Source organism: Lederbergia wuyishanensis (assembly GCF_022900255.1).
Lineage (GTDB): Bacteria > Bacillota > Bacilli > Bacillales > Bacillaceae_C > Lederbergia > Lederbergia wuyishanensis.
This window is the reverse complement of record NZ_JALIRM010000002.1, coordinates 37999-62011: the sequence shown is the minus strand read 5'-3', so window position 1 is coordinate 62011 and position 24013 is coordinate 37999. Positions and strand designations below refer to the sequence as shown.

At 37.0% G+C, this 24013-nt stretch carries 21 protein-coding genes; 11 read left to right on the top strand and 10 right to left on the bottom strand.

Features of this window, described 5'->3' with window-relative positions; genetic code table 11:
* Positions 1-154 precede the first annotated feature (154 nt).
* Positions 155-907, top strand: a complete 753-nt coding sequence (locus MT489_RS22310) for a DUF4253 domain-containing protein (RefSeq protein ID WP_244680711.1) — start codon at positions 155-157, stop codon at positions 905-907.
* Between the two features lie 180 nt (positions 908-1087).
* Positions 1088-2248, top strand: coding sequence for an acyltransferase family protein (locus MT489_RS06415; RefSeq protein ID WP_244680710.1), 1161 nt, complete (start codon positions 1088-1090; stop codon positions 2246-2248).
* A gap of 76 nt (positions 2249-2324) precedes the next feature.
* On the opposite strand, the gene MT489_RS06410 is transcribed toward MT489_RS06415, so the two are convergent.
* From MT489_RS06410 to MT489_RS06395, 4 genes are all read right to left on the bottom strand, one after another.
* Positions 2325-3374 (bottom strand): hypothetical protein, encoded by a 1050-nt coding sequence (locus tag MT489_RS06410; RefSeq protein ID WP_244680709.1) that lies wholly within the window; start codon positions 3372-3374, stop codon positions 2325-2327.
* A 42-nt stretch (positions 3375-3416) separates the two neighbouring features.
* Entirely contained in the window at positions 3417-3821 is a 405-nt protein-coding gene (locus MT489_RS06405) for a VOC family protein (protein ID WP_244680708.1), read from the bottom strand.
* A 23-nt stretch (positions 3822-3844) separates the two neighbouring features.
* The gene (locus tag MT489_RS06400; RefSeq protein WP_244680707.1) at positions 3845-4213 is read right to left on the bottom strand and encodes a VOC family protein; all 369 of its coding nucleotides are present in this window, start codon (positions 4211-4213) and stop codon (positions 3845-3847) included.
* Between the two features lie 216 nt (positions 4214-4429).
* On the bottom strand, positions 4430-4984 hold the full coding sequence (locus MT489_RS06395) for a DJ-1/PfpI family protein (RefSeq protein WP_244680706.1): 555 nt from the start codon (positions 4982-4984) through the stop codon (positions 4430-4432).
* Positions 4985-6055: 1071 nt separating this feature from the next.
* Here MT489_RS06395 and nadB point away from each other — a divergent pair.
* From nadB to nadA, 3 genes are read left to right on the top strand one after another with little or no spacing between them, the layout of a single operon-like run.
* The gene (nadB, locus tag MT489_RS06390; protein WP_244680705.1) at positions 6056-7597 is read left to right on the top strand and encodes an L-aspartate oxidase; all 1542 of its coding nucleotides are present in this window, start codon (positions 6056-6058) and stop codon (positions 7595-7597) included.
* A complete protein-coding gene (gene nadC, locus MT489_RS06385) occupies positions 7590-8429 on the top strand; it encodes a carboxylating nicotinate-nucleotide diphosphorylase (RefSeq protein WP_244680704.1) in 840 nt (279 codons plus the stop codon). The genes nadB and nadC overlap by 8 nt, the downstream gene beginning before the upstream one ends.
* A gap of 21 nt (positions 8430-8450) precedes the next feature.
* On the top strand, positions 8451-9410 hold the full coding sequence (gene nadA / locus MT489_RS06380) for a quinolinate synthase NadA (protein ID WP_244680703.1): 960 nt from the start codon (positions 8451-8453) through the stop codon (positions 9408-9410).
* 60 nt (positions 9411-9470) lie between these two features.
* Here nadA and MT489_RS06375 read toward each other — a convergent pair whose 3' ends face one another.
* The 3 genes from MT489_RS06375 to MT489_RS06365 form a co-directional block, all read right to left on the bottom strand.
* Positions 9471-10049, bottom strand: a complete 579-nt coding sequence (locus MT489_RS06375) for a DJ-1/PfpI family protein (RefSeq protein ID WP_244680702.1) — start codon at positions 10047-10049, stop codon at positions 9471-9473.
* A 294-nt stretch (positions 10050-10343) separates the two neighbouring features.
* Positions 10344-11471, bottom strand: coding sequence for a carboxynorspermidine decarboxylase (nspC, locus tag MT489_RS06370; protein ID WP_244680701.1), 1128 nt, complete (start codon positions 11469-11471; stop codon positions 10344-10346).
* A gap of 1 nt (position 11472) precedes the next feature.
* Entirely contained in the window at positions 11473-12711 is a 1239-nt protein-coding gene (locus MT489_RS06365) for a saccharopine dehydrogenase family protein (RefSeq protein ID WP_244680700.1), read from the bottom strand.
* A 786-nt stretch (positions 12712-13497) separates the two neighbouring features.
* Here MT489_RS06365 and MT489_RS06360 point away from each other — a divergent pair.
* From MT489_RS06360 to MT489_RS06350, 3 genes are all read left to right on the top strand, one after another.
* Entirely contained in the window at positions 13498-14061 is a 564-nt protein-coding gene (locus MT489_RS06360) for a sigma-70 family RNA polymerase sigma factor (RefSeq protein ID WP_244680699.1), read from the top strand.
* Complete coding sequence (locus MT489_RS06355) at positions 14058-14927, top strand: hypothetical protein (protein ID WP_244680698.1); 870 nt, start codon at positions 14058-14060, stop codon at positions 14925-14927. The genes MT489_RS06360 and MT489_RS06355 overlap by 4 nt, the downstream gene beginning before the upstream one ends.
* Before the next feature lie 70 nt (positions 14928-14997).
* Positions 14998-15498, top strand: a complete 501-nt coding sequence (locus tag MT489_RS06350) for a DinB family protein (RefSeq protein ID WP_244680697.1) — start codon at positions 14998-15000, stop codon at positions 15496-15498.
* A gap of 185 nt (positions 15499-15683) precedes the next feature.
* Here MT489_RS06350 and MT489_RS06345 read toward each other — a convergent pair whose 3' ends face one another.
* The gene (locus tag MT489_RS06345) at positions 15684-16844 is read right to left on the bottom strand and encodes a serine hydrolase domain-containing protein (RefSeq protein WP_244680696.1); all 1161 of its coding nucleotides are present in this window, start codon (positions 16842-16844) and stop codon (positions 15684-15686) included.
* Positions 16845-17246: 402 nt separating this feature from the next.
* Between MT489_RS06345 and MT489_RS06340 the strand changes: the two genes are divergently transcribed.
* The 3 genes from MT489_RS06340 (at position 17247) to MT489_RS06330 (ending at position 22430) form a co-directional block, all read left to right on the top strand.
* Positions 17247-19535 (top strand): ABC transporter ATP-binding protein, encoded by a 2289-nt coding sequence (locus MT489_RS06340; protein WP_244680695.1) that lies wholly within the window; start codon positions 17247-17249, stop codon positions 19533-19535.
* Positions 19536-20093, top strand: a complete 558-nt coding sequence (locus MT489_RS06335) for a DUF1854 domain-containing protein (RefSeq protein ID WP_244680694.1) — start codon at positions 19536-19538, stop codon at positions 20091-20093. It abuts the gene before it with no gap.
* Between the two features lie 129 nt (positions 20094-20222).
* Positions 20223-22430, top strand: a complete 2208-nt coding sequence (locus MT489_RS06330; RefSeq protein WP_244680693.1) for an ABC transporter ATP-binding protein — start codon at positions 20223-20225, stop codon at positions 22428-22430.
* 282 nt (positions 22431-22712) lie between these two features.
* Here MT489_RS06330 and MT489_RS06325 read toward each other — a convergent pair whose 3' ends face one another.
* Both MT489_RS06325 and MT489_RS06320 read right to left on the bottom strand, forming a co-directional pair.
* Positions 22713-23198 (bottom strand): hypothetical protein, encoded by a 486-nt coding sequence (locus MT489_RS06325; RefSeq protein WP_244680692.1) that lies wholly within the window; start codon positions 23196-23198, stop codon positions 22713-22715.
* Between the two features lie 438 nt (positions 23199-23636).
* Positions 23637-24008, bottom strand: a complete 372-nt coding sequence (locus tag MT489_RS06320) for a hypothetical protein (protein WP_244680691.1) — start codon at positions 24006-24008, stop codon at positions 23637-23639.
* Between the last annotated feature and the right edge of the window lie 5 nt (positions 24009-24013).

Sequence of the window (24013 nt, the reverse complement as noted above, 5' to 3'; positions counted from 1 at the left end):
GTAATAACCTGAGTCTATATTATAGGACTCAGGTTATTTGTTGTTGATGTGCTAATTGAACAATTTTTTAAAAGAGGAATAAGGCCGTTTCTCAAAGGAAAAAAATCAATTTTGTCGAACTTATATACTATAAACCCAAGAGGAGATGAAGGTTGTGGGTATATTTGATCGATTTAAAAAAACGAAAGTAAAGAAAGATCTTATTGGAAATATCATTGCTAACTTGGGCTGCGATTGTCTCATTATTCAGGAGAAATATATTGATGATATAATGGCGCGGTACAATCAAGCTTTTATAGAAGGGAAAAAAGAAGGATATACACCTCTAATCATTATTCCTTCAGAGGAAATGTTAGAGATTGTTGATGTAGAGAAGGATGAGGAATATTTGCGTGATGATCGAGAATCCATCCTCACAAAAGCGAACGATATTGATGTAAAAAAATTGTTGAAAGATCTGCTACAAGATGTGATGCCAATGGAGGACGAAGAGGATGATTACGATATTAGGGGAGAGTTTTCGATAAAAGAGCCGACAAATCATTTTTTAACAGTAGAAGATGCAATTGGTGAAAAAGTAATTTTAGCTAAAATTCCAACCGATAAACCTTGGGAGGTAGCAGCTTGGGTCCGCATGGGAGGGATTAACGAATGCCCGCTACCAGAACAGCAAGTTGCAATATTTAAATACTGGTATGAAAAATATGGAGCCATCCCTGCCGTCGTTACCCCTGATGTATGGGAGTTATTTGTTGAAAATCCTCCTACAACACAGAAAGAATCAGAGTCCCTTGCCTGGGAACAATTTGGATTTTGCGGCGACATCGTCTGGCAAGGGGTTGGAACAGTGAATGCACTAGCAGGAACACTTAAAAATTCTTCAGTTTGGTATTTTTGGTGGGATTGACGGCAAAAGCAATGTTGTAATAAGGTACGGAAGCCTTTTCGAAACAAGGAAACCAATGAAATCAATATAAATGTGATATTAGGAGTCTTAATTAGGTTTTTACTCCCCTGATTTTATATTTATTTTTGTCAGTTGGTTATTTCACAGTTTAGAGTTAGACCTAAATCAGGAGGAGTATACGTGAAAGAGAAAGCATTTGGGGTAAGAAGATATGATATTGACTGGCTTAGGAATTTAGCAATTCTATTGTTATTCCCATTCCATTCAGCACGGGTTTTTGATTATTGGGATCCGTTTTATGTGAAGAATGATAGTTTAAGTTGGGGGTTAAGTTGGTTTATTGCGATTACTAGTAATTGGTTTATGCCATTATTATTCTTGGTAGCAGGATCAGCAAGTTGGTATGCTCTCCAAAGGAGATCGACCTCCCAATACTTAAAAGAACGTAATGATCGTTTATTGATTCCGCTTATTTTTGGTGTTCTAGTCATTGTGCCGCCACAAGGTTATTATGCATTGTTGCACCATTCAGGTGAAGCGGGTAACTATTTCTCATTCTTAAAAGGTTTTTTTATCGATTTCAGTGATTTATCTGGTTATTTTGGAACATTTACGCCGGCACATTTATGGTTTATTCTCTATTTATTTGTTTTATCAGTCATTGCATTACCGCTATTCTCCAGGTACATGAAATGTAGCAAAGAACAATTAAATAAGTTTAATCATAATTTTAGTAAACCATTTGTTTTTATTTCCTTAATTATTGTATTATTTATAACCCAGGCTCTACCTGCTCCTGGCGGTCAAAATCCATTCTATTTTCTTGTGATATTTATTGCAGGATTCATCACTGCTAGTGATTCAAGGTACCAAGAAATGTTTAACCGTATCCGTTTTAAAGCTTTGATTTCCATAGCGATATTGGTGCCGACCCATATCGTACTCATGACTGTATATCCAGATGTTCAAAAATTTTCAGCCATGGATATATTCATTGCCTTTTTACGAACCATGAATATGTGGTTAACATTAATTGTCATTTTGGGTTATGGCAATAAGCTTTTAAATTTTCCTCATAAAGCGATTACTTATATGAATGAAGCGGCATTCCCGATTTACATCATTCATCAGAGCATTTTAGTAGTCGTGGGATATTATATTGTAAAATTAAACGTGGGCATTTACTCAAAATTCTTCATGATTATGTTTTTGACTCTACTGGCTTCATTTTTACTGTATGAATTTGTTATAAAACGACTAGCTGTAACAAGAATGTTGTTTGGAATAAAGGTGCGTAAAAAGGATAAGATTCAAAATCATGGTCTAAATATTAATCGATAAATAATATTTTATTTTAGAAGAACAGAAGAGGGAGGAATTATATTTATGAATTCTCCCTCTTTGTTAGGTTACAAGTCTATGGTAAACAAGCATGGATTTTTTTCAACATGTTCAATGCTTTTTCCTCTAAACTCATCAACTCTTTAACAATCGCAACACATTGTTCTTTATTCTCCATTTCGATGACGGGAGGCTCCTCATACGGGTACATGCTATTCAAAATTTTATACCGTGAGGCAATCTCGCTGTATGTAGATATTGCTTCATTGATAAGCTGTTCATTTATTGAAGGAATTTTCTCTTTTATCTCTGTTAAGAATGTAACTGCGTGATGTCTACCTTCATTTAAAATTTCAACGAATAGGCTAAAATAATATTTGTTAATTTTGTTGTTTTCCATTGCGGTTAACCAACGTTCATAAGCCTTTTGTCCAATAAAATACTTGTTGCCTTCCCAATTGTAAATCCCTTCTTCATTTAATCGAATTATAAATTCTAAAGCTTCTTTTAAAGCGGTTTTTTCATTAACAGCTTCAATGAGCCTAGCCCAATGTAAAGAAATAAGTCCACCTGTCGGATTTACGAATTTAGCTTCATTTCGGGAATTAACACAGTTGATGCAAGGACAAAGAGCGAATCCAAGGGCTTTCCAAGGTAAGACTTCCTCACTATGTTCATACCCTGTATGCCATGATTTCGTATAATAACCGATATCATCATAAGCGTAGACAACTGATGTTTGGTTTTGGATATCAATATTTTTTGCGAAAACTGGCTGTTTGGAGTTAATTGCTAATTTTGCTTTCTCCCATGCCTCTGCTTGTAAATTTTTAAATTCTTCCCCTTCAGCGTAAACATGGAAACCATTTATCTCGACACCAATATTACGAGTAAGTTTGAAAATCTCTGGTTCTGGTGGTCCAGCATTTGGTTTGACTAGCCCTTCATCCAGAACATGTAAAAAAGCATACCCTGTCATGCCATATATCCACGATGTCGATATAGGGAGTTCGTAATAATTGATAACAGACTTAATCGCACCTATTAAAGAAGCGTCCAACCCGCTAAAATTGTAATTTTCTAGTTTAACTATTTTGCTAGGATTTAGTAAAATATCATCTTGCATACTTATACCTCCACATGAATCTACATCAAAACTTTAGAACTTTTATGCCCAGCCACCCCAAATATCAATCATATTTCCATCGGGGTCTTTTATTTTAAAAGATAATCCACAGCCGTCGTTGTCTTCAATATCGTCTATTTCGATTGAATTTGATCGCAGTTTTTCATGTAATTGTTGGATATTTGAAACCTCTAGGGTTAAAACACATTGTTCGTTTCCATCTACTTCAAAATAAGTAAGGTTGAAGATATTTGCAACCTTGATTAAAAATATGGTCTGTTCAGATGAAATTTTCAGTTGTGCTTGTGTGGAATGCTCATGTACCTCTTTTAATAATTCTAAATGAAGATTTTCTACATACCATTTAGCTGATTCTTGGATATTGGAAACGGGTAGATAGATACAATTAATTCCCTTTACATATGAAATAGTTTGCTGCTGTACCATTTTAAAAACCCCCTTCATTAAGTTTAGTTATGGACTTGTAGTTTGTTTCCACTGGGATCGTAAAAATAAAAAAGGTGATGTCCGTTATCTTCTTGGATAGGCTCTACTTGAACACCATTATGTGATAAATGGTTATGTAAATCTTTAATTCTAGATGTGGTAAAACCTACTGAAAACTCAGGCTGTCCATTAATTGTAAAATGTCCTCGAGAGTCCTTATCAGCTTCTACGAGGACGAAAAGAGGTCCTGATGGAAGTGCTAATACGGCTAAATTTCCCGTATTAAAGCGTAATTGAAAACCTAAAATTTCCGTGTACCAAGTTACTGAACGCTCCAAATCGACAACAGGAATCCTAAAATAGTGGATTGCATTTAGTAGATTTTCACTCATTTTGATTTGCCCCTTATTTTTTCGGAAATTATTTTTAATTGTTTTAGATAAAAGTTGCCTCATCACTGCATTTCAAAAACTTCAGAATAACACTGACCCTTAAAAAACTACCAATTCTAAAAGGCTAGACAAGGTATTTCATAGATGTCTTGTCTAGCCTAGGAATAAAAAAATGTTAGTAAGCTGCTAGTAAAGCCTGAAAGAATGCTATTGCACTTAATTGTTTAATAGACGGATAAATTCGCGCATAAATCCTGGCAAATCGGGCCAAGCATGTCCGGAAACAAGGTTTTCATGTACATGCAAGTGCTCATCAATATACGTTGCGCCGCACGCTTGTACATCCGGTTTACAGGCAATATAAGCTGTATATTCTTTTCCTTTCATCAAATCAGGAACGACAGAAAGGACCTGCGCTGCATGACAGATAGCGCCTACTGGCTTATTCTCCTCAAAGAAATGGCGGACTATAGCTGGAACAGATTCGTCTAATCGAATATATTCCGGAGCTCGTCCTCCAGGAATAATCAACCCATCGTATTCTCCAGGATCGACATCTGCAAAAGCAACGTGAGAATCTAAACCATATGCTGGCTTCTCGACATACGTTTCCGTTCCTTCAACAAAATCATGACTCACCGTATAAAGTTTTTTAACAGAAGGTGAGGAAATGGTTGTTTCGAATCCCTCTTCCAAACAACGATAATAAGGATAGAATACTTCTAGTGCCTCTACTGCATCACCTGTAATGATTAACACTTTTTTGCTCATGAACATACCTCCATTATTAAATAGTCGTTCAAGATGGTGTTATCTCCATGGTGTCTCATACAATGTATTCCACAATATTAGTTCATAAACCTTCTTCTTTTTCAGACCTTTTTGATAAAAGATAAAACGGAAACAAGGAGAAAAATGCCGATGATGGACATGCTGAATAAATTACCATATTCCGGTTACGATAATATTGGCTAAAAGGTAAAGCCAAAATAAAAATAAACTGTATGTAGCAGCAAATGATCTTAGTGAAACTATTTTAAAGTGACAATGGAGGGAATAACGTGGTTAAAGACTCAGAAGCGCAAAAAGAAAATCGAAATGGTAAAGAAAAACGACCAGATGAACAACAAAAGAAAAAAGGCAAATCTAATGCTAGAGGTACAAGGAGCTAAAGCCTCCATGTAATGAAAAACAAACTATAAACCAATATTACTCTTGGGCGAAGAACACCTCTCTCTTGAGGGGAGGTCTTTGCTCTTTTTATTTGTTTTAAATAGTGATCGACCGATACTTCATCGAAAGTAAAAGCGGAATTCCCGATGAAAATAGCAGGTTGTTAAGTTTCCTCGATAATAGTGGGAGCATTCTCGATGAAAATAGCAGGTTGTCAAGTTTCCTCGATAATAGTGGGAGGATTCTCGATGAAAATAGCAGGTTGTTAAGTTTCCTCGATAATAGTGGGAGGATTCTCGATGAAAATAGCGGGTTGTCAAGTTTCCTCGAGAATAGAGGCGGAATTCTCGATGAAAACAGAAGGTTGTCAAGTTTCATCGATAATAAAGGCGGAATTCCCAACGAGAATAGAAGGCTGCTACGTTTCATCGAGAATAAAGACGATATTCACAATAATAAAAGGTTGACAAGTTTTTCTTGAATCATTGCCGATTATGGAAGTAATATCGAAAATTAATACATTACATCATAATTACTCAATCCCCCAAAGGATTATCCACTCGATCCACTTTTTCCTTTTATAATTTATTCAAAAATATATTGTTTTTAAATTCAATATGTGTAAATATATATGTCAAGACACCTGTAAAATATTTGGGGGCTTTCATCATGGAAATGAATGATGTGCTGATTGTAGGTAGTGGAGTTGCGGCTTTACAACTGGCCACTTTATTAAGCTGTGATAAGAAAGTGAGGATTCTCACAAAGTCAAAGATAAGAAATGCCAATTCCTATTTGGCGCAAGGTGGCATAGCGGCCGCTATTGGGCTAGGGGACGATCCTTCGAAGCATTATGCCGATACTCTTGAAGCAGGAAGATTTCACAATAACGATGCCTCAGTACGTGAAGTATTGAACGAAGCACCTTCACTAATTCGCGACTTCTTTAATCTTTTTGACAAGGATACAAATGGAAATTTACACCTTGGATTAGAGGGAGCTCATAGTGAAAATCGAATCGTTCATAGCGGTGGAGATGCAACGGGAAAGCATGTAATAGAGTATTTGATTAGTAATCTAACAGAAAATATAAAGGTTGAAGAGAACGTTTTTGCTTACAAGTTAATCGTAGATCAAAAACAGAAGCGCTGTATTGGCGTAAAAACTAAAGATGAAGATGGCACTATCCGCAATTATTATGCTAATTATGTAGTTCTCGCAACCGGGGGATGCGGACAAATTTACTCCTTTACCTCGAATGCCCCGACTATCACGGGCGACGGGATTGCGATGGCGTATATGGCTGGAGCAGACATCGCAGATATGGAATTTGTTCAATTTCATCCAACGCTTTTATATAAAGACGGGATGACGAAAGGGCTAATTTCAGAAGCGGTAAGAGGGGAAGGAGCTATTTTAGTAACGGAGGATGGAACTCCCATTATGGAAGGCGTCCACCCTTTAACAGACCTTGCTCCAAGGCATGTTGTTTCTCAAACGATTTTAAATTTTATCGAAAAGGGACATCTAGTATACCTGGATATTCGGAATATCAAGCATTTTGAAGATAGATTTCCTTCCATAACTGCAATGTGCCAGAATCATGGAATTGATCTATCAGAAGGAAAAATTCCAATCGTTCCCGGGAGCCATTTTTTAATGGGGGGAATTAAAACGGATTTGATTGGTCGCTCGTCTTTAGAAGGACTGTTTGCAATTGGTGAGGCTTCTTGTACAGGACTCCATGGCGCTAATCGGTTGGCAAGTAATTCTCTATTAGAGGGTCTTTATCAGGGAAAAAAGCTCTCACAATTTATTAATTCGGATTCAAAAAAATACACAATTTCAGAGTTTCCTAGAACAATAGAAACTCATGTAAAAAAGACATTCCTACCGGATCTTCAAATCCTAAAGGATACGATGATGAAAAGAGTTGGCATCGTACGGTCAAAGGAACTTTTAGAAGAACAGAAACATTGGATTAAGGAGTTAAATGTTAATGATTTAACAAGCCTTGATTCGTATTCAATTCAAGATATTCAAGCTATTTTTATGTATATCAATGCTTCCCTAATCACGGAAGCAGCGTTAACTCGGACAGAGAGCCGCGGTGGACATTATAGAAGTGATTTTCCATATGAAAATGCCAATTGGTGCAAGAAAATAATCATCCAAAATCGTAAAAGGGAAGTGGGAATCAGCCATGAATAAGGTGAAGTTGCGCTCGTTAATTGAGCAATTTTTCATTGAAGATATTGGAGAGCGGGATGTCACAACGGATTTAATTTTTGCTGACAATCCAAGAGGAGAGATTGTTTTTCTATCAAAAGAAGCAGGAGTTTTTTGTGGGGAGGACATCATTAAGACGGGTTTTCACGTTTTAGATTCCCAAATTGAAATTCAGTTATTCGTAAAAGATGGTGATTCAATCGAATTAGGGCAGCAATTAGCAATCGTCTCAGGTGAAGTTACAGCTCTTTTGAAAGGAGAGCGGGTTGTCCTCAATCTTGTTCAACGTATGAGTGGAATTGCTACATTAACTCGAAAAGCAGTAGAGACGCTGGACAGTTCCTTTACAAGGATTTGCGATACGAGGAAAACAACACCAGGACTACGAATGCTTGAAAAATATGCTGTCCGTACTGGCGGAGGATATAATCATCGTCTCGGTCTTTATGATGGTGTCATGATTAAAGACAACCATATATCTTTTGCAGGCTCTATCAGACGTGCAGTTGAGTTAGTTCGGGAGAATGTAGGACATATGGTCAAAATCGAAGTGGAAACAGAGTCAAAAGAACAAGTAATCGAAGCGGTAGAAGCAGGTGCAGACGTCATCATGTTTGATAATCGTACACCTAATGAAATAAAAGAATTGATCAAGTTAGTACCTCCGCATATTGTTACAGAAGCATCCGGCGGGATAACATTAAACAATTTAGCTACTTATCGCGATTCGGGAGTACATTATATTTCTTTAGGATTTTTAACCCATTCATTTAAAGCGCTTGATATTAGCGTCAAAGTCGCAGTTGAAAAATAATATTAGAAGGGAAGTTTCAAAATGACAATGACTGAAACAAAAAGCCATATTGTTGCAGAAATTCAAGAATGGAAGAAAAAACGTAATGCCATTTTACTCGCTCATAATTATGAACTTCCAGAAATTCAAGATATTGCAGACGTGTTGGGAGATTCCCTTGCTCTCGCTCGTGCTGCTGCGGAAACAACCGCTGATGTGATTGTGTTCTGCGGTGTGCATTTTATGGCAGAAACAGCTGCAATGTTAAACCCTGAGAAAACGGTGCTCCTTCCAGATCTTGAAGCAGGCTGCTCTCTAGCCGATTCTATCACCGCAGACCAGCTTCGCGAGTGGAAAGCAGAGCACCCTGGTGCCGTTGTCGTCGCGTATGTCAATACAACTGCTGAAGTGAAGGCATTAAGCGATTATTGTTGCACGTCTTCCAATGCTGTTGACATTGTCAGATCAATCCCCGAAGATCAAGAGATTCTTTTCTTACCGGATATGTTCCTAGGGTCATTCGTACAGCGCGAAACAGGTCGTGAAAACATGCACATTTGGATGGGAGAATGTCACGTACACGCTGGGATTGCTCCAGAGCATGTAGACGATGTTCTTACACAGCATCCTGAAGCAGAGCTGCTTGTCCATCCAGAGTGTGGCTGCTCTACATCTAGTATGTATTTAATGTCAGAGGGTATTTTGCCTAAAAATAAAACTCATATTCTATCAACGGGCAATATGCTCAAACACTCTAAAACGTCTGAGGCAAGTGAATTTATCGTAGCAACTGAAGTAGGGATTATTCATCAAATGCAAAAACAAAATCCTGAAAAACGATTTATCCCAGCCAATCGTACAGCCGTTTGTCCTTTTATGAAAATGATTACGTTAGAGAAAGTATTGGCCGCGTTAAAAGAAAACAAGCACGTGATCACGGTTCCAGAGGAGACAGCGGAAAAAGCAAAACTTGCCATTGAGCGTATGATTTCGATTGGTTGAATCAAATGAAAAAGTGACATTTCGAAAATACGATTTGTCACTTTTTCCTATAATAGAATCTTATCCTAACTCCATCATTTTATTTCTCTTCCCACTGTAAAAGTCGAGAGTCTCTTGACTGACATCCCTAACCATTTTACTTAACTCGATGCCAAAAGAAACAAAGGCATGACCTTGAGCAGTTAGGATATTTTTATGCTTAACAGTTGGAGCGTAACAATAATTGTCCTCCTCGAAGCAACCTAGAAATGATCGTTGTTCTTTTGCCCATGTAACGGTATACGGAGATTCTGTTAAAACGCCAGCTTTAGCAAGTACGTAGACGCCGCTGCAAATCGCCGCAGTTACTTTACCAGCCTCTACAAATTGTTTTGTCACTTCATATAATTGGTTAGACTCAAACTCGGCAATAGGTCTTAAATCCCCGCCAGGTATGATGAGGAAATCATACTCATCAACTGTTATCTCATCTACTATTAAGTCTGGTAAAGTTGTCAATCCCGCTTCTGATTTAATTGCTTTTTTCTCAAGACCAAAGGTAAATAAATCAAGAGAACTCCTTAACATAGAGATAGCCACCGCAATTTCAAACTCGCAATAACCCTCAAAAACGAATAATAATGCTTTTCGCCTGGTCATGTAATTTTTCCTCTCAATATAAATGAATTTGCCAATATAATACTATGTAACGTATATGGAGTGTTTTAAAGATATTGCTTTTTTACTAATTAATATTCTTCGTGGAATTGAAAAAATTGTCGAACATGGATTTATGAAAACTGTCCATAAAGACTATATGCTGGCAATGCAAATGGAATAGAAGAACTTTGTCCCATATATAATGGAAATATTTAATTCTATTACCTATTATCACAAAAAACCAGACTCTTATCTACAGAAGTCTGGTTCTTTTCATAGTATTCTAGAGCGATTCTATGCTAGTCTCATCTTAAAATCCTGGTACCCAAATTCATGTACAACCTGGTAATCACCACTTTTATCCTTTACAACAATGGCTGGCAATGCCATGCCGTTGAAAGTAGTGTTCTTCACCATGGAATAGATCGCCATATCTTCAAAAACGAGACGGTCACCGCTTTTTAATGGCTGGTCAAATGAATAGTCACCAATTACATCGCCGGCAAGGCATGTTTGTCCGCCGAGTCGATATGTGAACGGCTTTTCTCCTATTTCTCCTGATCCTTGAAGTGGTGGGCGATAAGGCATTTCCAATACGTCCGGCATATGACATGTTGCGGAAGTATCAAGAATCGCAATTTCCACACCATTTTCAAGTGTGTCAAGAACCGTCGTCACAAGGAATCCTGCATTTAGTGCAACAGCTTCACCAGGTTCAAGATATACTTCTAATCCATACTTGTCTTGCATTCTCTTGATGCACTTTTCAAGTAATGGAATATCGTAATCTTCTCTCGTAATATGGTGGCCGCCGCCAAAGTTAATCCATTCCATTTGTGATAGCCATGGACCAAACTTTTCTTCCACTGCATTAAGAGTCGTTTCCAAGTCATCTGAGTTTTGCTGGCAAAGTGTGTGGAAATGGAGCCCAGAAATACCTTCTAGTAAATCGGGACGGAAATGTTCTTGTTTAACACCAAATCTAGAACCTGGTGAACAAGGATCATAGATCGCATGCCCAACTTGAGTAGAGCATTCAGGGTTGATGCGCAAGCCCACTTTTTTACCCGCTTTTAAGACCTTGTCTTTAAACTTTTCTACCTGTGAAAAGGAGTTAAAGATGATATGGTCACAAATCTCGATGATTTCGTCCATTTCATCCTCACGATAGGCAGGGGAAAAGACGTGGTTTTCTTTTCCCATTTCTTCGTAGCCTAATCGTGCTTCGTATATACCACTTGCAGTTGCTCCGTTTAAATACTTTCCGATCAACGGATACAATTTAAACATTGAAAAAGCTTTTTGAGCCAAAATAATCTTGCATCCTGTCCGTTCAATAACACCGTGTAGAATTTTTAGGTTTTTTTCAAGTAAATCTTCATCAATTATATAGCTAGGTGTAGGTAGTTCTTCAAAGCGCATATTATCTGACGAGCTCCAATTCTTTTTCTTTGATCGGCTCATTGTCAACAAGTTCAGGATTTAAATCTTCTTTCCATGGAAGTCCCCAAATATTTAGTGCTTCCATAAATGGATCTGGATCGAATTCTTCAATATTGTAAACGCCTGGTTTATTCCATTTTCCAGTCAATAACATCATTGCACCAATCATAGCAGGAACGCCTGTTGTATAAGAAACTGCTTGAGAGCCAACTTCTTTGTAGCATTCTTCATGATCACAAACATTGTACACATAGTACGTTTTGTCTTTTCCGTCTTTTTTACCTTTGAAAATACAGCCGATGTTTGTTTTACCTTTTGTACGTGGTCCAAGGGATGCTGGATCTGGCAATACAGCTTTCAAGAATTGAAGTGGAATAATTTGTTTTCCTTCATATTCAATTGGTTCAATTGAAGTCATTCCGACGTTTTCAAGACACTTTAAATGTGTAAGATAGCTTTGGCCAAATGTCATGAAGAAACGGATACGTTTGATTCCAGGAATGTTGACTGCAAGAGACTCAAGCTCTTCATGATATAGTAAGTACATGTCTTTTTCCCCAACTTCAGGGAAGTCATATACGCGTTTGATTTCCATTGGCTGCGTTTCAATCCACTCGCCGTTTTCCCAGTATCTTCCGTTTGCAGAGACTTCACGAATATTGATTTCAGGGTTGAAGTTTGTTGCAAAAGGGTAACCATGATCACCAGCGTTACAGTCTAGGATATCGATATATTCAATTTCATCAAAATGATGTTTAAGGGCATAAGCAGAGAATACTCCTGTCACACCAGGGTCGAAGCCGCTGCCTAAAAGAGCTGTAATTCCAGCTTTTTCAAAGCGTTCGCGGTATTCCCATTGCCATTTATATTCAAATTTTGCCGTATCTTCCGGCTCATAGTTAGCTGTGTCCATATAATGTGTTTTTGTTGCAAGACAAGCATCCATAATTGTTAAATCTTGATATGGCAATGCTAAGTTCATTACGATATCCGGTTTAACTTCTTCAATTAAAGCAATTAACTCATCTACGTTATCTGCATCAACTTGTGCAGTTGTAATTTTCGTTTTGCCGCCATCTAGTTTCGCTTTTAAAGCATCACATTTTGATTTTGTACGACTTGCAATACAAATTTCTTCAAATACCTCACTGTTTTGAACACATTTGTGAATAGCAACGGATGCCACTCCACCACAACCGATAATAAGCGCTTTTCCCATTTTATTACTCCCCTTACTAAGTAGATTTGGTGGTACTAAGAGAAATTCATCCCTACAGTTGCGAAACGACAAAAAAGCAAGTGCGAAAGAACGCATTAACTGCGCACAACACACTTGCTTAGAATACATATCAAATATAAAAGGCACAAGTATACCTATGACTAAAAGCCATACGTATACAATCTCCATAAAAGTCATTATGGTAGAGAGCTTTTTACTATTCAATATATCATCATGGGATCAGAGTCTATATAGCAAATAATTACTTTTACCACTCTTATTGACCGTTTCACAAGTTGTGTGCATATGCACTGGTTGTAAAGTAACCAACTTATAAAAGTTGAGCTTTTAACTCAATCAATAAGGCAACGAAAGTCGCCAATCGGCATTTGACCCGGCTGTCCGTATGGCCTTAACTTCTTTAGGAAGTGGTCAAAACATTATCTGCTTGGAAAGACTCTAGAATATTGAATAGCAGCTTTCCAAATTAATTCTTTCTTAGATTAACAACATGTAGTAAAAATATCAATAGGAAATTCAAAAAAATTTTATCCAATGAAAAAATTTTGTTGGCGGGATATTCAAATGATCTTTTTCACAATCTTTTTCGAAAAAGGATTAGCGTCCTTTGTTACGTGAAAGGGTAAGGTCCTTGAATATAGGAACACCCTTTTTTGGTATTGTAAAATTAATGAGTAAATAAAAAATGTTTTTTGAGAATAAACTGTTTGATTGTTCGTTGTACTTTATGAAAAAGCTTTTTCAATTATATAAGGAGAGAAATAAATGAAAAGTTCCTCAGCCAACTTTATCACGAGAATAAAAAAACAAAAAGAAGATGCGCTCGATTACATTATTAACGCATATATGCCGCTCGTGAAAACAATCGCTACAAAAATTTTAAATAATATGAAGCGTGAAGACATTGATGAATGTATTAATGACGTTTTTCTAACGGTTTGGCAAAATGCTCATCAATTTCAAGGTGATACAAAAGACTTTAAAAAATGGATTGGCATAATTACGAAATATAAAGCAATCGACCGATATCGCCAAGCTGAAAAACAATTCGCACGTGAACAATCGGATGAGTTACTAGAGCAAAAAGCTAGTTTTTTACAAACAGATAGATTCATTTTGCAGCAAGAAGAAAAAAGTGAATTATTACTGGCTATTAGTCAATTAGAGGAAATTGACCGTAATATTTTTGTGATGAAGTATTATATGGAGCTTCCGAACAATGAAATAGCAGAAAACTTAGGTTTATCCAAAGCTGCCGTTGATAATCGCCTATATAGAGGAAAGAAGAGATTAGCTACAAACACGAAATTGAAGGAGCAATTTTTATGAGTATGAAGGAATGGATGGATTTAGACATCGATAATCTTGAGTTACTAGAGGTAACAGATATCGAAAAGGCACGCGTCAAACAACATGTACTAAAAAAACGAAAAAAATCGCCTGTTTGGCGTAATATTGCAGTTGCTTCAGTCATTTTAATAGGTACAGGTTTTACTTTTGGTAGTTCATACATTGTAGATGCTGCTCAATCATTAATCAGTCAATTATTTGGTTCGAAAGAAAATTTAATGCAAACGTATCCTGATGAGGATCCAGAAAAGTTCGATGTGATGGAACAATCTTTAGTGGTAGCAGAAGAGAACTTAACTGAAGAGGAGTTTTCTAACTATACTCTATTATTAAAGGAACTGGTTGAGATAAAAAGTAAAGTAGAAGAAGAAAGTAGAGAGCCCACTTCAAAAGAAGCAAAGAGATTACATCAACTTACAGAATCAATGCGGACTTACGAAAAAAAATATGCACCAATTCTAGCTCAACAGATGGCAAGTTTCCCTATTGCAAAGCCAACATATATACCTAAAGATTATAAACAAGTTGATGAATTCTTCTATATTGAAAATAAGGGTGAGGAACCAATTGTTAATTTAGAGTATAAAGAAGGCGAATTTGGGTTTTCGACATCTCAGCAGGAACTAAATCAAACAAATGATTTAGAATCTTTGTGGGAGAATTTTGAGGAAATTGAATCTTATTCTCTAAATGGATTTGAATTTATTTATGTATACTCGGAAGAAATGAACAAAACGGGTATGAGGGTATTTGTACCAGAAAAACGCTACAAAGTCACATTAATTGCAGATAATTTGTCAAAAGAAGAAATGGAAAAAGTATTGCTGTCTATGGTTAACAAGTAAATTGAACTTTTAAATGAGCTATATATAAAATTTCAGAGATTAAAGTTGAAAATATAAAGGAGGAATTAAATTGACCGAATTTAAACTGATTAATACTTACAAAAATGAGCTTCAAAAATATTCATTGGAACAGCTAAGGTATATTTCGGAAGAAGGGGTTTGGTCTATTGGACAAATGTATGACCATTTAATTCTTGTTGCTCATGAGTATCTAGATAATATGGAAACATGTGCTATCTCAAATGATGAACAACCCCTGGGGAAAACCGAGTTTGGTGAACATTTATTTAAGAACGGAGGATTTCCTCCTATTAAAATTAAATTACCGGATGAATTAAATGCTCCACCTAATAATTCGGATAGCAAGGACGAGCTTATTAGCAGAATGGAACAAGTAATTCTAAGGCTAGGCAAATGGGAATCGAAAGTGGATAATATAAACCCAAATTATAAGGTTGAGCATGGAGGATTCGGCTGGCTGAACGCAAGAGAATGGTATGATTTGGTTGGTATGCATTTTCGCCATCACTTACGTCAAAAGGATGAGTTAGAACAAAGACTTGTTAAGTAACGGGTGCATTCGTGAAAACCTTCTATTAATCTACCTAAATCAAGCATTTTAATCAAATAACGAAAAGGAGCCCAATTTATTTATTAGATATAGATAGATTGGGCTTTTATATTTGAAAAACGTATTAAATTTATAATTCTGATGCTAATCTGTAGTGTACAGAAAATATTGGCTTTTAACTTTTACTAGACTTCCCCATAAATGACTGCTCTTAATCTAGGTTGATGGTAAGCTTCTAAGTTAGGAAGCATTTGTTGCATGTACACTGCGGATAGATTTTCCTTAGGGTCGATTAATACCCAAGTCCCCAATAATCCTGACCATCCAAACTCTCCAATTGAACTATTGATTCCTCCTAATGCTGGGTCTACCAATGTCCTAACACCTAGTCCGTACCCGTATCCGGAAAGATAACCCCAATTATAATTATGATTGTTTTCCGGTGTTAGATGGTTAGAAGACATAAGCTCAATAGTTTTTCGTCCGATAATTCGCTCGCCATCTAATTCACCGCCATTAGCTAACATCTGTGCAAAGCGGCTATAATCACCTAATGTCGATAATAGGCCACCCCCACCGCTTTCAAATGTTGCATCAGGTTGGATGTGCGAATCCATGTCTGTGTTTTTTCTTAACTTGCCGTTCTCATCCCAAGTATAGTTGCTTGATAGGCGGTCTCTTTTCTCTTCAGGTATGCGAAAAAATGTATCTTTCATATGTAGCGGTTCAAAAATTTCATCTTTTAAAAATTGGCCAAAACTTTTACCTGTGATAACTTCAATGAAAGCACCCAATACATCATGGCTTAATCCGTATTGCCACTTCGTCCCGGGATCAAAAGCTAAAGGAATGGAAGCTAATGATTTTGCAAGCGCCCGGTTCGTTAACTTTTCTCCTTGTTTGTGTAACTCTTGCATTGCTTTCCCAACTTGACGCTCCGTTTCGTTTCCTTCTCCAGGATAGGTTAAACCGGATGTCATCGTAAAAAGATCCTTAACTGTAATCGATCTTGCAGCAGGTGATGTATATATTTCTCCTTTTTCATTAGTTCGATAAACGAGAGGATCTTTGAATTCCGGCAAATATTCCTCTAAAGGATCATTCAATAAAAATAGTCCTCTTTCAAATAACATGAGAGCAGCTGTACATGTAACAACTTTGGTCATGGAGTAAATTCTATAAATCGTATCAGGCTTTATCTCCTTTTGTGTATCAATGTCCGAGAGCCCAACATAATCTTCAAAAATCATTTCACCATTGCGAGAAACGGAAAGCGCACAACCCGGCGGTCCGTTTTCAACAAAACTTCTTAATAACGGCTTAAGCTTTGACTCTAATCGACTCAATGCCATCTCACTCCTTTTTGTTGGTTGATTACTTGTTCCATCTCGTATAGAGAAAATCCTTTATTTTATCTTTATATTTTTATAGTTATTCATAATATGAATTTTTATCATTAGCAGGATAGTTGAATTAAAGTGAAGAATAAAAAATGTAAGTTATAACTGCTCTTTCTTTGTATGTCGTCTTCAAGAGCAATTCCTTAATTTCTTAAAAAGGTTGTGAAATCCCAATGGTGAACAAGTACGTCACTTGAAAAGCCCTAGTGTATTTGTTCATATAAGGCGATGGTAATAAAAATCTCATACTTTAGTACGAATTGTTCAATTTGCCTGATAATATATGATATTTTATAGAGACCGATAAAAATTTGATGCGTTCTGTGTGAGGTGCATGAGTGTAAAGGTATGAAAAAATTGTCAGAAGAACTAAAAATGTTATTGGAAGAAAAAAGTTTATTGAAAGAGGACATCATTGATTGGATTTACTGTGACCGTGGTATTGATGGTGGTTTTGTTGATACATATTTAATTCTTACAAATGATTCGCTTTATCGATTATCAAATGATGAGTATAAGAAAAAAGAAAAAGTTTTTAAAGGATATCAGGTTGTTGACAAGAAAAAGAAGAGTTCTAGTTTTATAGAAACAAACAAATTCAATGTGGAACAATTTTTGCTTGAAGAAATTGAGAGTGCTTACACGGTAAACCTTATTGCCTCAGGACTTATTGTCATAAAGGCTCCAGAGGAAATAGCTATAGCAGGAATTACAAATGGTTACATGGGGGATGCAACGAAATTCGTATCCACTATAACAAAACTAAAAAATAATGAAACGATTGAAATCCTTGAAGATGATGAAACGAATAAAGGTGCCTGCCCTAAATGTGGGAGGGTTTATCCTGAACAAGGTCGGCAAGTATGTCCGAAATGTTTAAAGAAGGGTGCCATTTTTGTAAGGCTGTTAGGATTTACAGTGAATCATAAGTGGTCCATTTTCTTCATTATCTTTTTCATGTTATTAAATTCAGCAACCGGGCTTGTCATCCCTTATTTCCAAGGTACTGTACTATTTGACCAAGCGCTAGGTGGGACAGGGCAGTTTGCTGGAAAAATCGCTCTTGTCATTCTGATCATCATCATTTTCCGGACATTGTCACTCGTTTTTGGTGTACTGTTCGGGGTAATCAACGCCCGCATGGCCGCGAATATTGTGTTCGATTTAAAGTCTAATATTTTTACATCTATGCAGAGGCTTTCTTTATCGTTTTTTCAAAAAAGGCAAACAGGACAACTGATGACGAGAGTAAACGACGATGCGAATGAGCTTCAATTTTTCTTTGTTGACGGTATTCCGTATTTTGTTGTAAACGCGATAAATATTATTGGGGTTACAGCAATACTACTCGTGATGGATTGGAAGCTTACACTTATTTGTTTAATTCCTTTGCCATTTGTCATTTTACTCATTCGATGGGTTTTTCCAAAATTATGGCGTATGTCATGGAAAAGGCATAGAAGGGCAAGTGCCATGAACTCTATTATTAGTGACACAGTACGTAGCGCAAGAATCGTGAAGGCGTTTGGTAAAGAAAAGGTAGAGATTAATCGCTTTCAGGGAGCGAATGTTTCTTTTTCCAATGCGGAACAAAGATTTAACAAAACGAGCAGCACTATTTTTCCTATCATAAATATGTTAACCCAAATAGGCGGAGTATTGATTTGGGCTTTTGGTGGCTGGAAAGTAATGGGTGGTGAAATGACTTTCGGAGAAATCATGACATTCATTACATATATTTACATGCTATTTGGTCCAATCCAATTCATGAATAACATTGCCGGCTGGTGGTCTTACTGTATGTCGGCCGCACAGCGGATCTTTGAAATTCAGGATGCTGTTCCAGAAGTTACCGAAAAAGAAGATGCTTTACAATTGGAGAAGCTCAGAGGGGATATCACGATTTCCAACATTTCCTTTAATTATGAGCCCAATAAACCGATACTGCAGGACGTATCGCTCGTTGCGGAACAAGGGCAGATGATTGGAATAGTCGGTCCTTCTGGAGCTGGTAAATCCACACTCGTTAACTTAATTTCGCGACTTTACGATGTTAATGAAGGTGAAATAAAGATTGATGGGATCAATGTAAAAGACCTATCAACGGATACGATACGAAGAAATATAGGGATTGTTTCTCAGGAAGTGTATGTTTTTATTGGAACAATTGCGGAAAACATCGCTTATGCAAATCCAGATTGTTCACTTGAAGATATTATTTATGCAGCTAAAATTGCGAACGCTCATGATTTTATTGAAAATCTTCCTGAAGGCTATGACACGGTCGTAGGCACTGGCGGATATAGTCTGTCAGGCGGTGAAAAGCAGCGGATCTCGATTGCAAGAGCCATTTTACATGATCCAAGAATTTTAATATTGGATGAAGCTACTGCTTCACTGGATACGAAGACGGAATTACAAATCCAGGAAGCGCTAGAATCACTCGCAAAGGGAAGAACGACAATCGCAATTGCTCATCGATTATCGACATTACGAAATGCTGACTATCTATATGTAATGGAAAATGGGAAGGTCGTAGAGGACGGAACCCATGAAGAGCTTATGAATTTAGATGCGAAGTATGCAGGCATGGTGAAAAAGCACGAAGAAGCCTTGAAGATGAAAGAGGTGATTTAAATGACAAAGCTTAATATCGAACTCACTGGTCACGACCTAGTCGAAACGAAATCGGACTTAGCTGAAGCGGCTAAAATGAAATATTTAACGAAAGAAAATACTGTCTTTTTGGAGACGGAAGGTCATATGTTGACTGTTCATGTTGATGGGGAAATCTATCCTGCAGTCTTTTTACATTGCTCTTTTCCCCATATGAATAATAGAATATTTATTTCTGTAAGAACAGGTGAGAACGAAGAAATTGGCATGATAAAATCTTTGGATGAATTCCCAAGTGATACTGTAACTTTGCTTGAAGAACATATCCACTTGCGCTATTTCGCTCCAGAAATTACAAAAATAAATAAAATAAACGAGGAATTCGGTTATTCCTATTGGGATACAGAAACAAGATCCGGAACCTGCTATTTTACAGTGCGTTCCGGGAGAGGAAACGTCACAGTCGTTACAGCAAATAGAGTGCTAGTAACAGATGTAGACGGAAATCGCTTTATCATTAAAGACCTAAACGACCTTACAGAAAAAGAATACCGAATGGTCGAAATGTTAATGGCCTAAGGAAGAGCGAAGGCGACTTAGCAGGCTAAGGGCGCCACGTCCTGTGGCAACGCCTGCACTAGCACATCCTGTGCGTCGTAGCTAGACAGTAGGAAAGTTTAAAAGATCCAATTTTAAAAGGGAGCTATTATGAATTTAAACTATGAACTTTCAAATGAAGATCGGTTAGCTGTCCACGAAGAGATAGGCGAACGGATCCGCTATTGTGTGCCGGCCGATCTATCTTTGACCGGACGAAGAACCTTAGGATACTTTGTAATTGGTGATGAAAAGTGGGCCTATGTTGAAGCTGGAAATGTAAAAGAAAGTGGCCATATAGCGGAAGCGCAAGACTACAAAGTGGTTCCGCTTGTTGGAAATGCCATTCTTGAAGCAACTGATGAGCTTGGGAAACGAATCATTGTAAGAGTTTCGATGGAACACATTGCACGTTTTTCTTATATCGCTCAAATCTTAAACTATATGGCCACGAACAGTGATATTCGAATCTACAATGAGGAAGAAGAACGAGTATGCTCGAATTGTGGGAATAGACTTCATCAAGCTACAAGAGTTTGTCCCAAGTGTATGAACAAAGCAGCTGTACTGAAAAGGCTTTTAGGTGTGTCTAAATCACACTGGAGAATGCTTGTATTAGGATTAATAATATTATTTTTTACTTCAGCAATTACTTTATTAGGCCCATATTTTCAAAAGCTGCTTGTTAACTCATCGCTTCAGCCACCGGAAGGGCAGAGTCCAAGCTTGCCCATGTTTTTTATTGCAATAGGCGGAATACTTTTTTCGCTAGTTGGTGGGGAGCTTCTAAATGTAGCAAAAGGTCGTGTCATGGCTACAGTAGGTTCAACGATTGCTGCGGATTTAAGAAAGCTTGTCTATGAAAAGATTCAAAATCTTTCGCTTGGCTTTTTAACATCACAAAGGGCAGGCGACCTAATGAACCGTGTCACATCAGACACGAATCGAATTAGAAGGCTGATTGAAGAGGTCTTCACAACGGCAATCTATCAGATGATTATGCTCATAGCGGTAACGGTTCTCCTATTAATGACGGACTGGCGTTTAGCCTTAATCGTGTTATTGCCTGCACCGTTTGTTGCCTATTTGCAGTTTATGACGTGGCGGGTGATCGTCAGAAGACTCTTCACGAAGCAATGGAGGATATTTGATAAGGCGAACTCTTATCTGCATGACGTACTGAGCGGGATTAGGGTCGTCAAAACATTTGGTAAGGAAGAGCGCGAAATAAAGCGATTTAGACAATATAATACGGATTATGCGGCGGCGGCCTTTAAAGCAGAAAAAGTATATGCTGTATTAACACCAATCTCAACGTATTTACTCCAAATTAGTACTTATTTTGTTTTATTAGTAGGTTGTAATATGATTTTAAAAGGCAATCTCAACCTTGGTGAACTTGTCCAATTTACAGGGTATGCGAGTATGATTTTTGGACCTCTAGCCTGGATGATGAATATGCCAAGATGGGTCGCAAATGCAGTGATCGCGATTGACCGTATTTTTTCAGTGATCGACGAAGATCCGGAGATTTTAGATAAGGATACATCCATACAGCATTCTATCCATGGTACGATTCAATTTAACGACGTAACATTTGGTTATAAGTCATATGAACCTGTACTAAAGGATATTAATGTTGAGATTAAGCCGGGAGAAATGATTGGTCTAGTTGGGCATTCAGGTTCAGGAAAATCCACGTTTATTAATTTAGTTTCTCGCTTCTATGATGTGAACGAGGGGCAGATTTTAATAGATGGAATTGATATTAGGACAATTAAGCAAGAAGTTTTGCGATCACAAATAGGTGTTGTTCTTCAGGAAACAATGCTGTTCAGGGGTTCCATTATGGAAAATATACGATATTCCAAGCCAGACGCAACGATGGAAGAGGTTATTCAGGCGGCTAGGATTGCGAACGCCCATGAATTTATTATTAAATTACCTGATGGCTATGACACCAGATTAGAAGAAAACGGAAATAATTTATCTGGAGGAGAGCGGCAACGAATTACAATTGCTCGAGCGGTACTCCATAATCCACGCATCTTAATATTGGATGAAGCGACAGCATCCCTTGACATTGACACCGAATCAGCCATTCAGGAAGCATTGCAACGAATAACGAAAAATCGCACAACCATAGCAATCGCACACAGGCTATCGACACTCAAGAATGCTGATCGATTGTTTGTTCTTGAGAAAGGTAAAGTCGCAGAAGTCGGAACTCACCAAGAACTGATGCAAAAACAGGGAATCTATTATGGCTTAATTATGTCCCAGCGGAATATGACGAAAGCAAAGGCGAAAACAGGTTAGATGAAAAACGTTAAAAACGGTCACGGAGTGTATTGGTGGCCGTTTTGTCTTTTTTTAAAAGGGATATTTCGGATGGGCCCCCATACTTAACCATCATGAAATAAGATATATCAGATGCTCACATACTATGTATAAATTTTAATAGTTCGATTATAAAGTGACTTTATCCAAATATTAACGATGTTATAGCGAAAGATATGTGACCTTTATAAATATTTAGGAGACTATACTGAAAATAATAAGAAGAACATCTTTCTCATCATAAATGCCACACCCTGTATATTAATATAAGTTTTTTATTTTTTTCATTCTTTCTAGAACATTATGAGCTTCTTCGGATGTTTTGGCTGGTCCGTAAAATTCATATAGATCTTCACGGTCTTTAGATACTATCAAAAATATGACTTCAAATTTGTCCCCTACACCACCAATTCTTATATCCTCTTTAGTGGGTTCAGCCATATTTTTTTGTGGAATGACGAAATCTACAACATTTCTCTCATTTCGAAACTTACTTGGTAGTTGATCAAAAAAACCATTTCCATATTGCACATTTATTAATTTATTGATACTCACATATTCGGTACCGTCTAAAATAATGGTGCCTTTCAATTCAGTTGGACTAAAGAAGTATCTATGCCAAGTAACATCAATTTTAGCCTCAGCCTGCTTACTACCATCTAAAGTACTAAGGGAAACCGACTTATTAATATGTATTGGCATATGGTACCAAATCACAAAAACGATAAACAATAAAACAATGAACATATAAATATATCTTTTCCTCTTTATGTAAATCTCTCCTTTATTATTTAATCCGAAATAATGTAATCGATTTCATTTTATCATCACTTTTATGCTTTTTGATATATAAAAAATGATTATGATTTCTGTCTATATGAAAAAGACTGAATGAAATATAACTGGACCGGACGTGGTTAAAAAAAAATGATTACTTCACTATCAGGGACGATTCTTGAATGAATCGTTCCATTTTAAATGTTTTATCGAACGGGAAGCAGGATTTCATTATCTCTGATGTAATGAAACATGGACCCCATTAAACTCAAAAATCAACATAAGAAGTATTAATAAAAGGAAGGTAGCAAAAAATATCCTATTTAACAATATAAAAAAATCCCAAAGAAAGTCTCTAGGATTTTTAGATTTATATAATAGTAGTTCCTATTCAAAGGGAACACTTTATTAGCGAATTAAAGTCGGACCAACTAATACTCTTGGGTTAGTACCTAATGCCAATTTACTTATATTTACGTAACTTATTTCTCGATATTTGGCCAGTATTTGTTTTAGTTCTTGGAATCTGCTGTCGGTTTTTAATTTCTCAATTTCCTGTCTATAGACAGACAATACGTAATCATCTTGGGATGCTGGATAGAAATTACTTGGATCTTCATCCATCAGCAAGGCACCCATGAACTGATAGCCGTATTGTAGTTGTCGAGTAAGCTGGATGACGTTGATGAACTTTTGAAAAAGAGTTGGTTTTGTTTGATTTAATTTTTCAATTTCCTGCTTAGTGTCTAATAATTCGTTTAAGCATGGTGCTACAAGCATGTTAT

What these genes read in the sequence shown, in the direction of transcription:
- MT489_RS06325 (WP_244680692.1), bottom strand. Translation starts at nt 23,198, where the DNA reads ATGTTCATTGTTTTATTGTTTATCGTTTTTGTGATTTGGTACCATATG.
- nspC (WP_244680701.1), bottom strand. Translation starts at nt 11,471, where the DNA reads ATGCGCTTTGAAGAACTACCTACACCTAGCTATATAATTGATGAAGAT.
- MT489_RS06375 (WP_244680702.1), bottom strand. Translation starts at nt 10,049, where the DNA reads ATGACCAGGCGAAAAGCATTATTATTCGTTTTTGAGGGTTATTGCGAG.
- MT489_RS06335 (WP_244680694.1), top strand. Translation starts at nt 19,536, where the DNA reads ATGACAAAGCTTAATATCGAACTCACTGGTCACGACCTAGTCGAAACG.
- MT489_RS06320 (WP_244680691.1), bottom strand. Translation starts at nt 24,008, where the DNA reads ATGCTTGTAGCACCATGCTTAAACGAATTATTAGACACTAAGCAGGAA.
- MT489_RS06410 (WP_244680709.1), bottom strand. Translation starts at nt 3,374, where the DNA reads ATGCAAGATGATATTTTACTAAATCCTAGCAAAATAGTTAAACTAGAA.
- MT489_RS06365 (WP_244680700.1), bottom strand. Translation starts at nt 12,711, where the DNA reads ATGGGAAAAGCGCTTATTATCGGTTGTGGTGGAGTGGCATCCGTTGCT.
- MT489_RS06395 (WP_244680706.1), bottom strand. Translation starts at nt 4,984, where the DNA reads ATGAGCAAAAAAGTGTTAATCATTACAGGTGATGCAGTAGAGGCACTA.
- MT489_RS06355 (WP_244680698.1), top strand. Translation starts at nt 14,058, where the DNA reads ATGAGTATGAAGGAATGGATGGATTTAGACATCGATAATCTTGAGTTA.
- MT489_RS06330 (WP_244680693.1), top strand. Translation starts at nt 20,223, where the DNA reads ATGAATTTAAACTATGAACTTTCAAATGAAGATCGGTTAGCTGTCCAC.
- nadA (WP_244680703.1), top strand. Translation starts at nt 8,451, where the DNA reads ATGACAATGACTGAAACAAAAAGCCATATTGTTGCAGAAATTCAAGAA.
- MT489_RS06340 (WP_244680695.1), top strand. Translation starts at nt 17,247, where the DNA reads ATGAAAAAATTGTCAGAAGAACTAAAAATGTTATTGGAAGAAAAAAGT.
- nadB (WP_244680705.1), top strand. Translation starts at nt 6,056, where the DNA reads ATGGAAATGAATGATGTGCTGATTGTAGGTAGTGGAGTTGCGGCTTTA.
- MT489_RS06400 (WP_244680707.1), bottom strand. Translation starts at nt 4,213, where the DNA reads ATGAGTGAAAATCTACTAAATGCAATCCACTATTTTAGGATTCCTGTT.
- MT489_RS06360 (WP_244680699.1), top strand. Translation starts at nt 13,498, where the DNA reads ATGAAAAGTTCCTCAGCCAACTTTATCACGAGAATAAAAAAACAAAAA.
- MT489_RS06405 (WP_244680708.1), bottom strand. Translation starts at nt 3,821, where the DNA reads ATGGTACAGCAGCAAACTATTTCATATGTAAAGGGAATTAATTGTATC.
- nadC (WP_244680704.1), top strand. Translation starts at nt 7,590, where the DNA reads ATGAATAAGGTGAAGTTGCGCTCGTTAATTGAGCAATTTTTCATTGAA.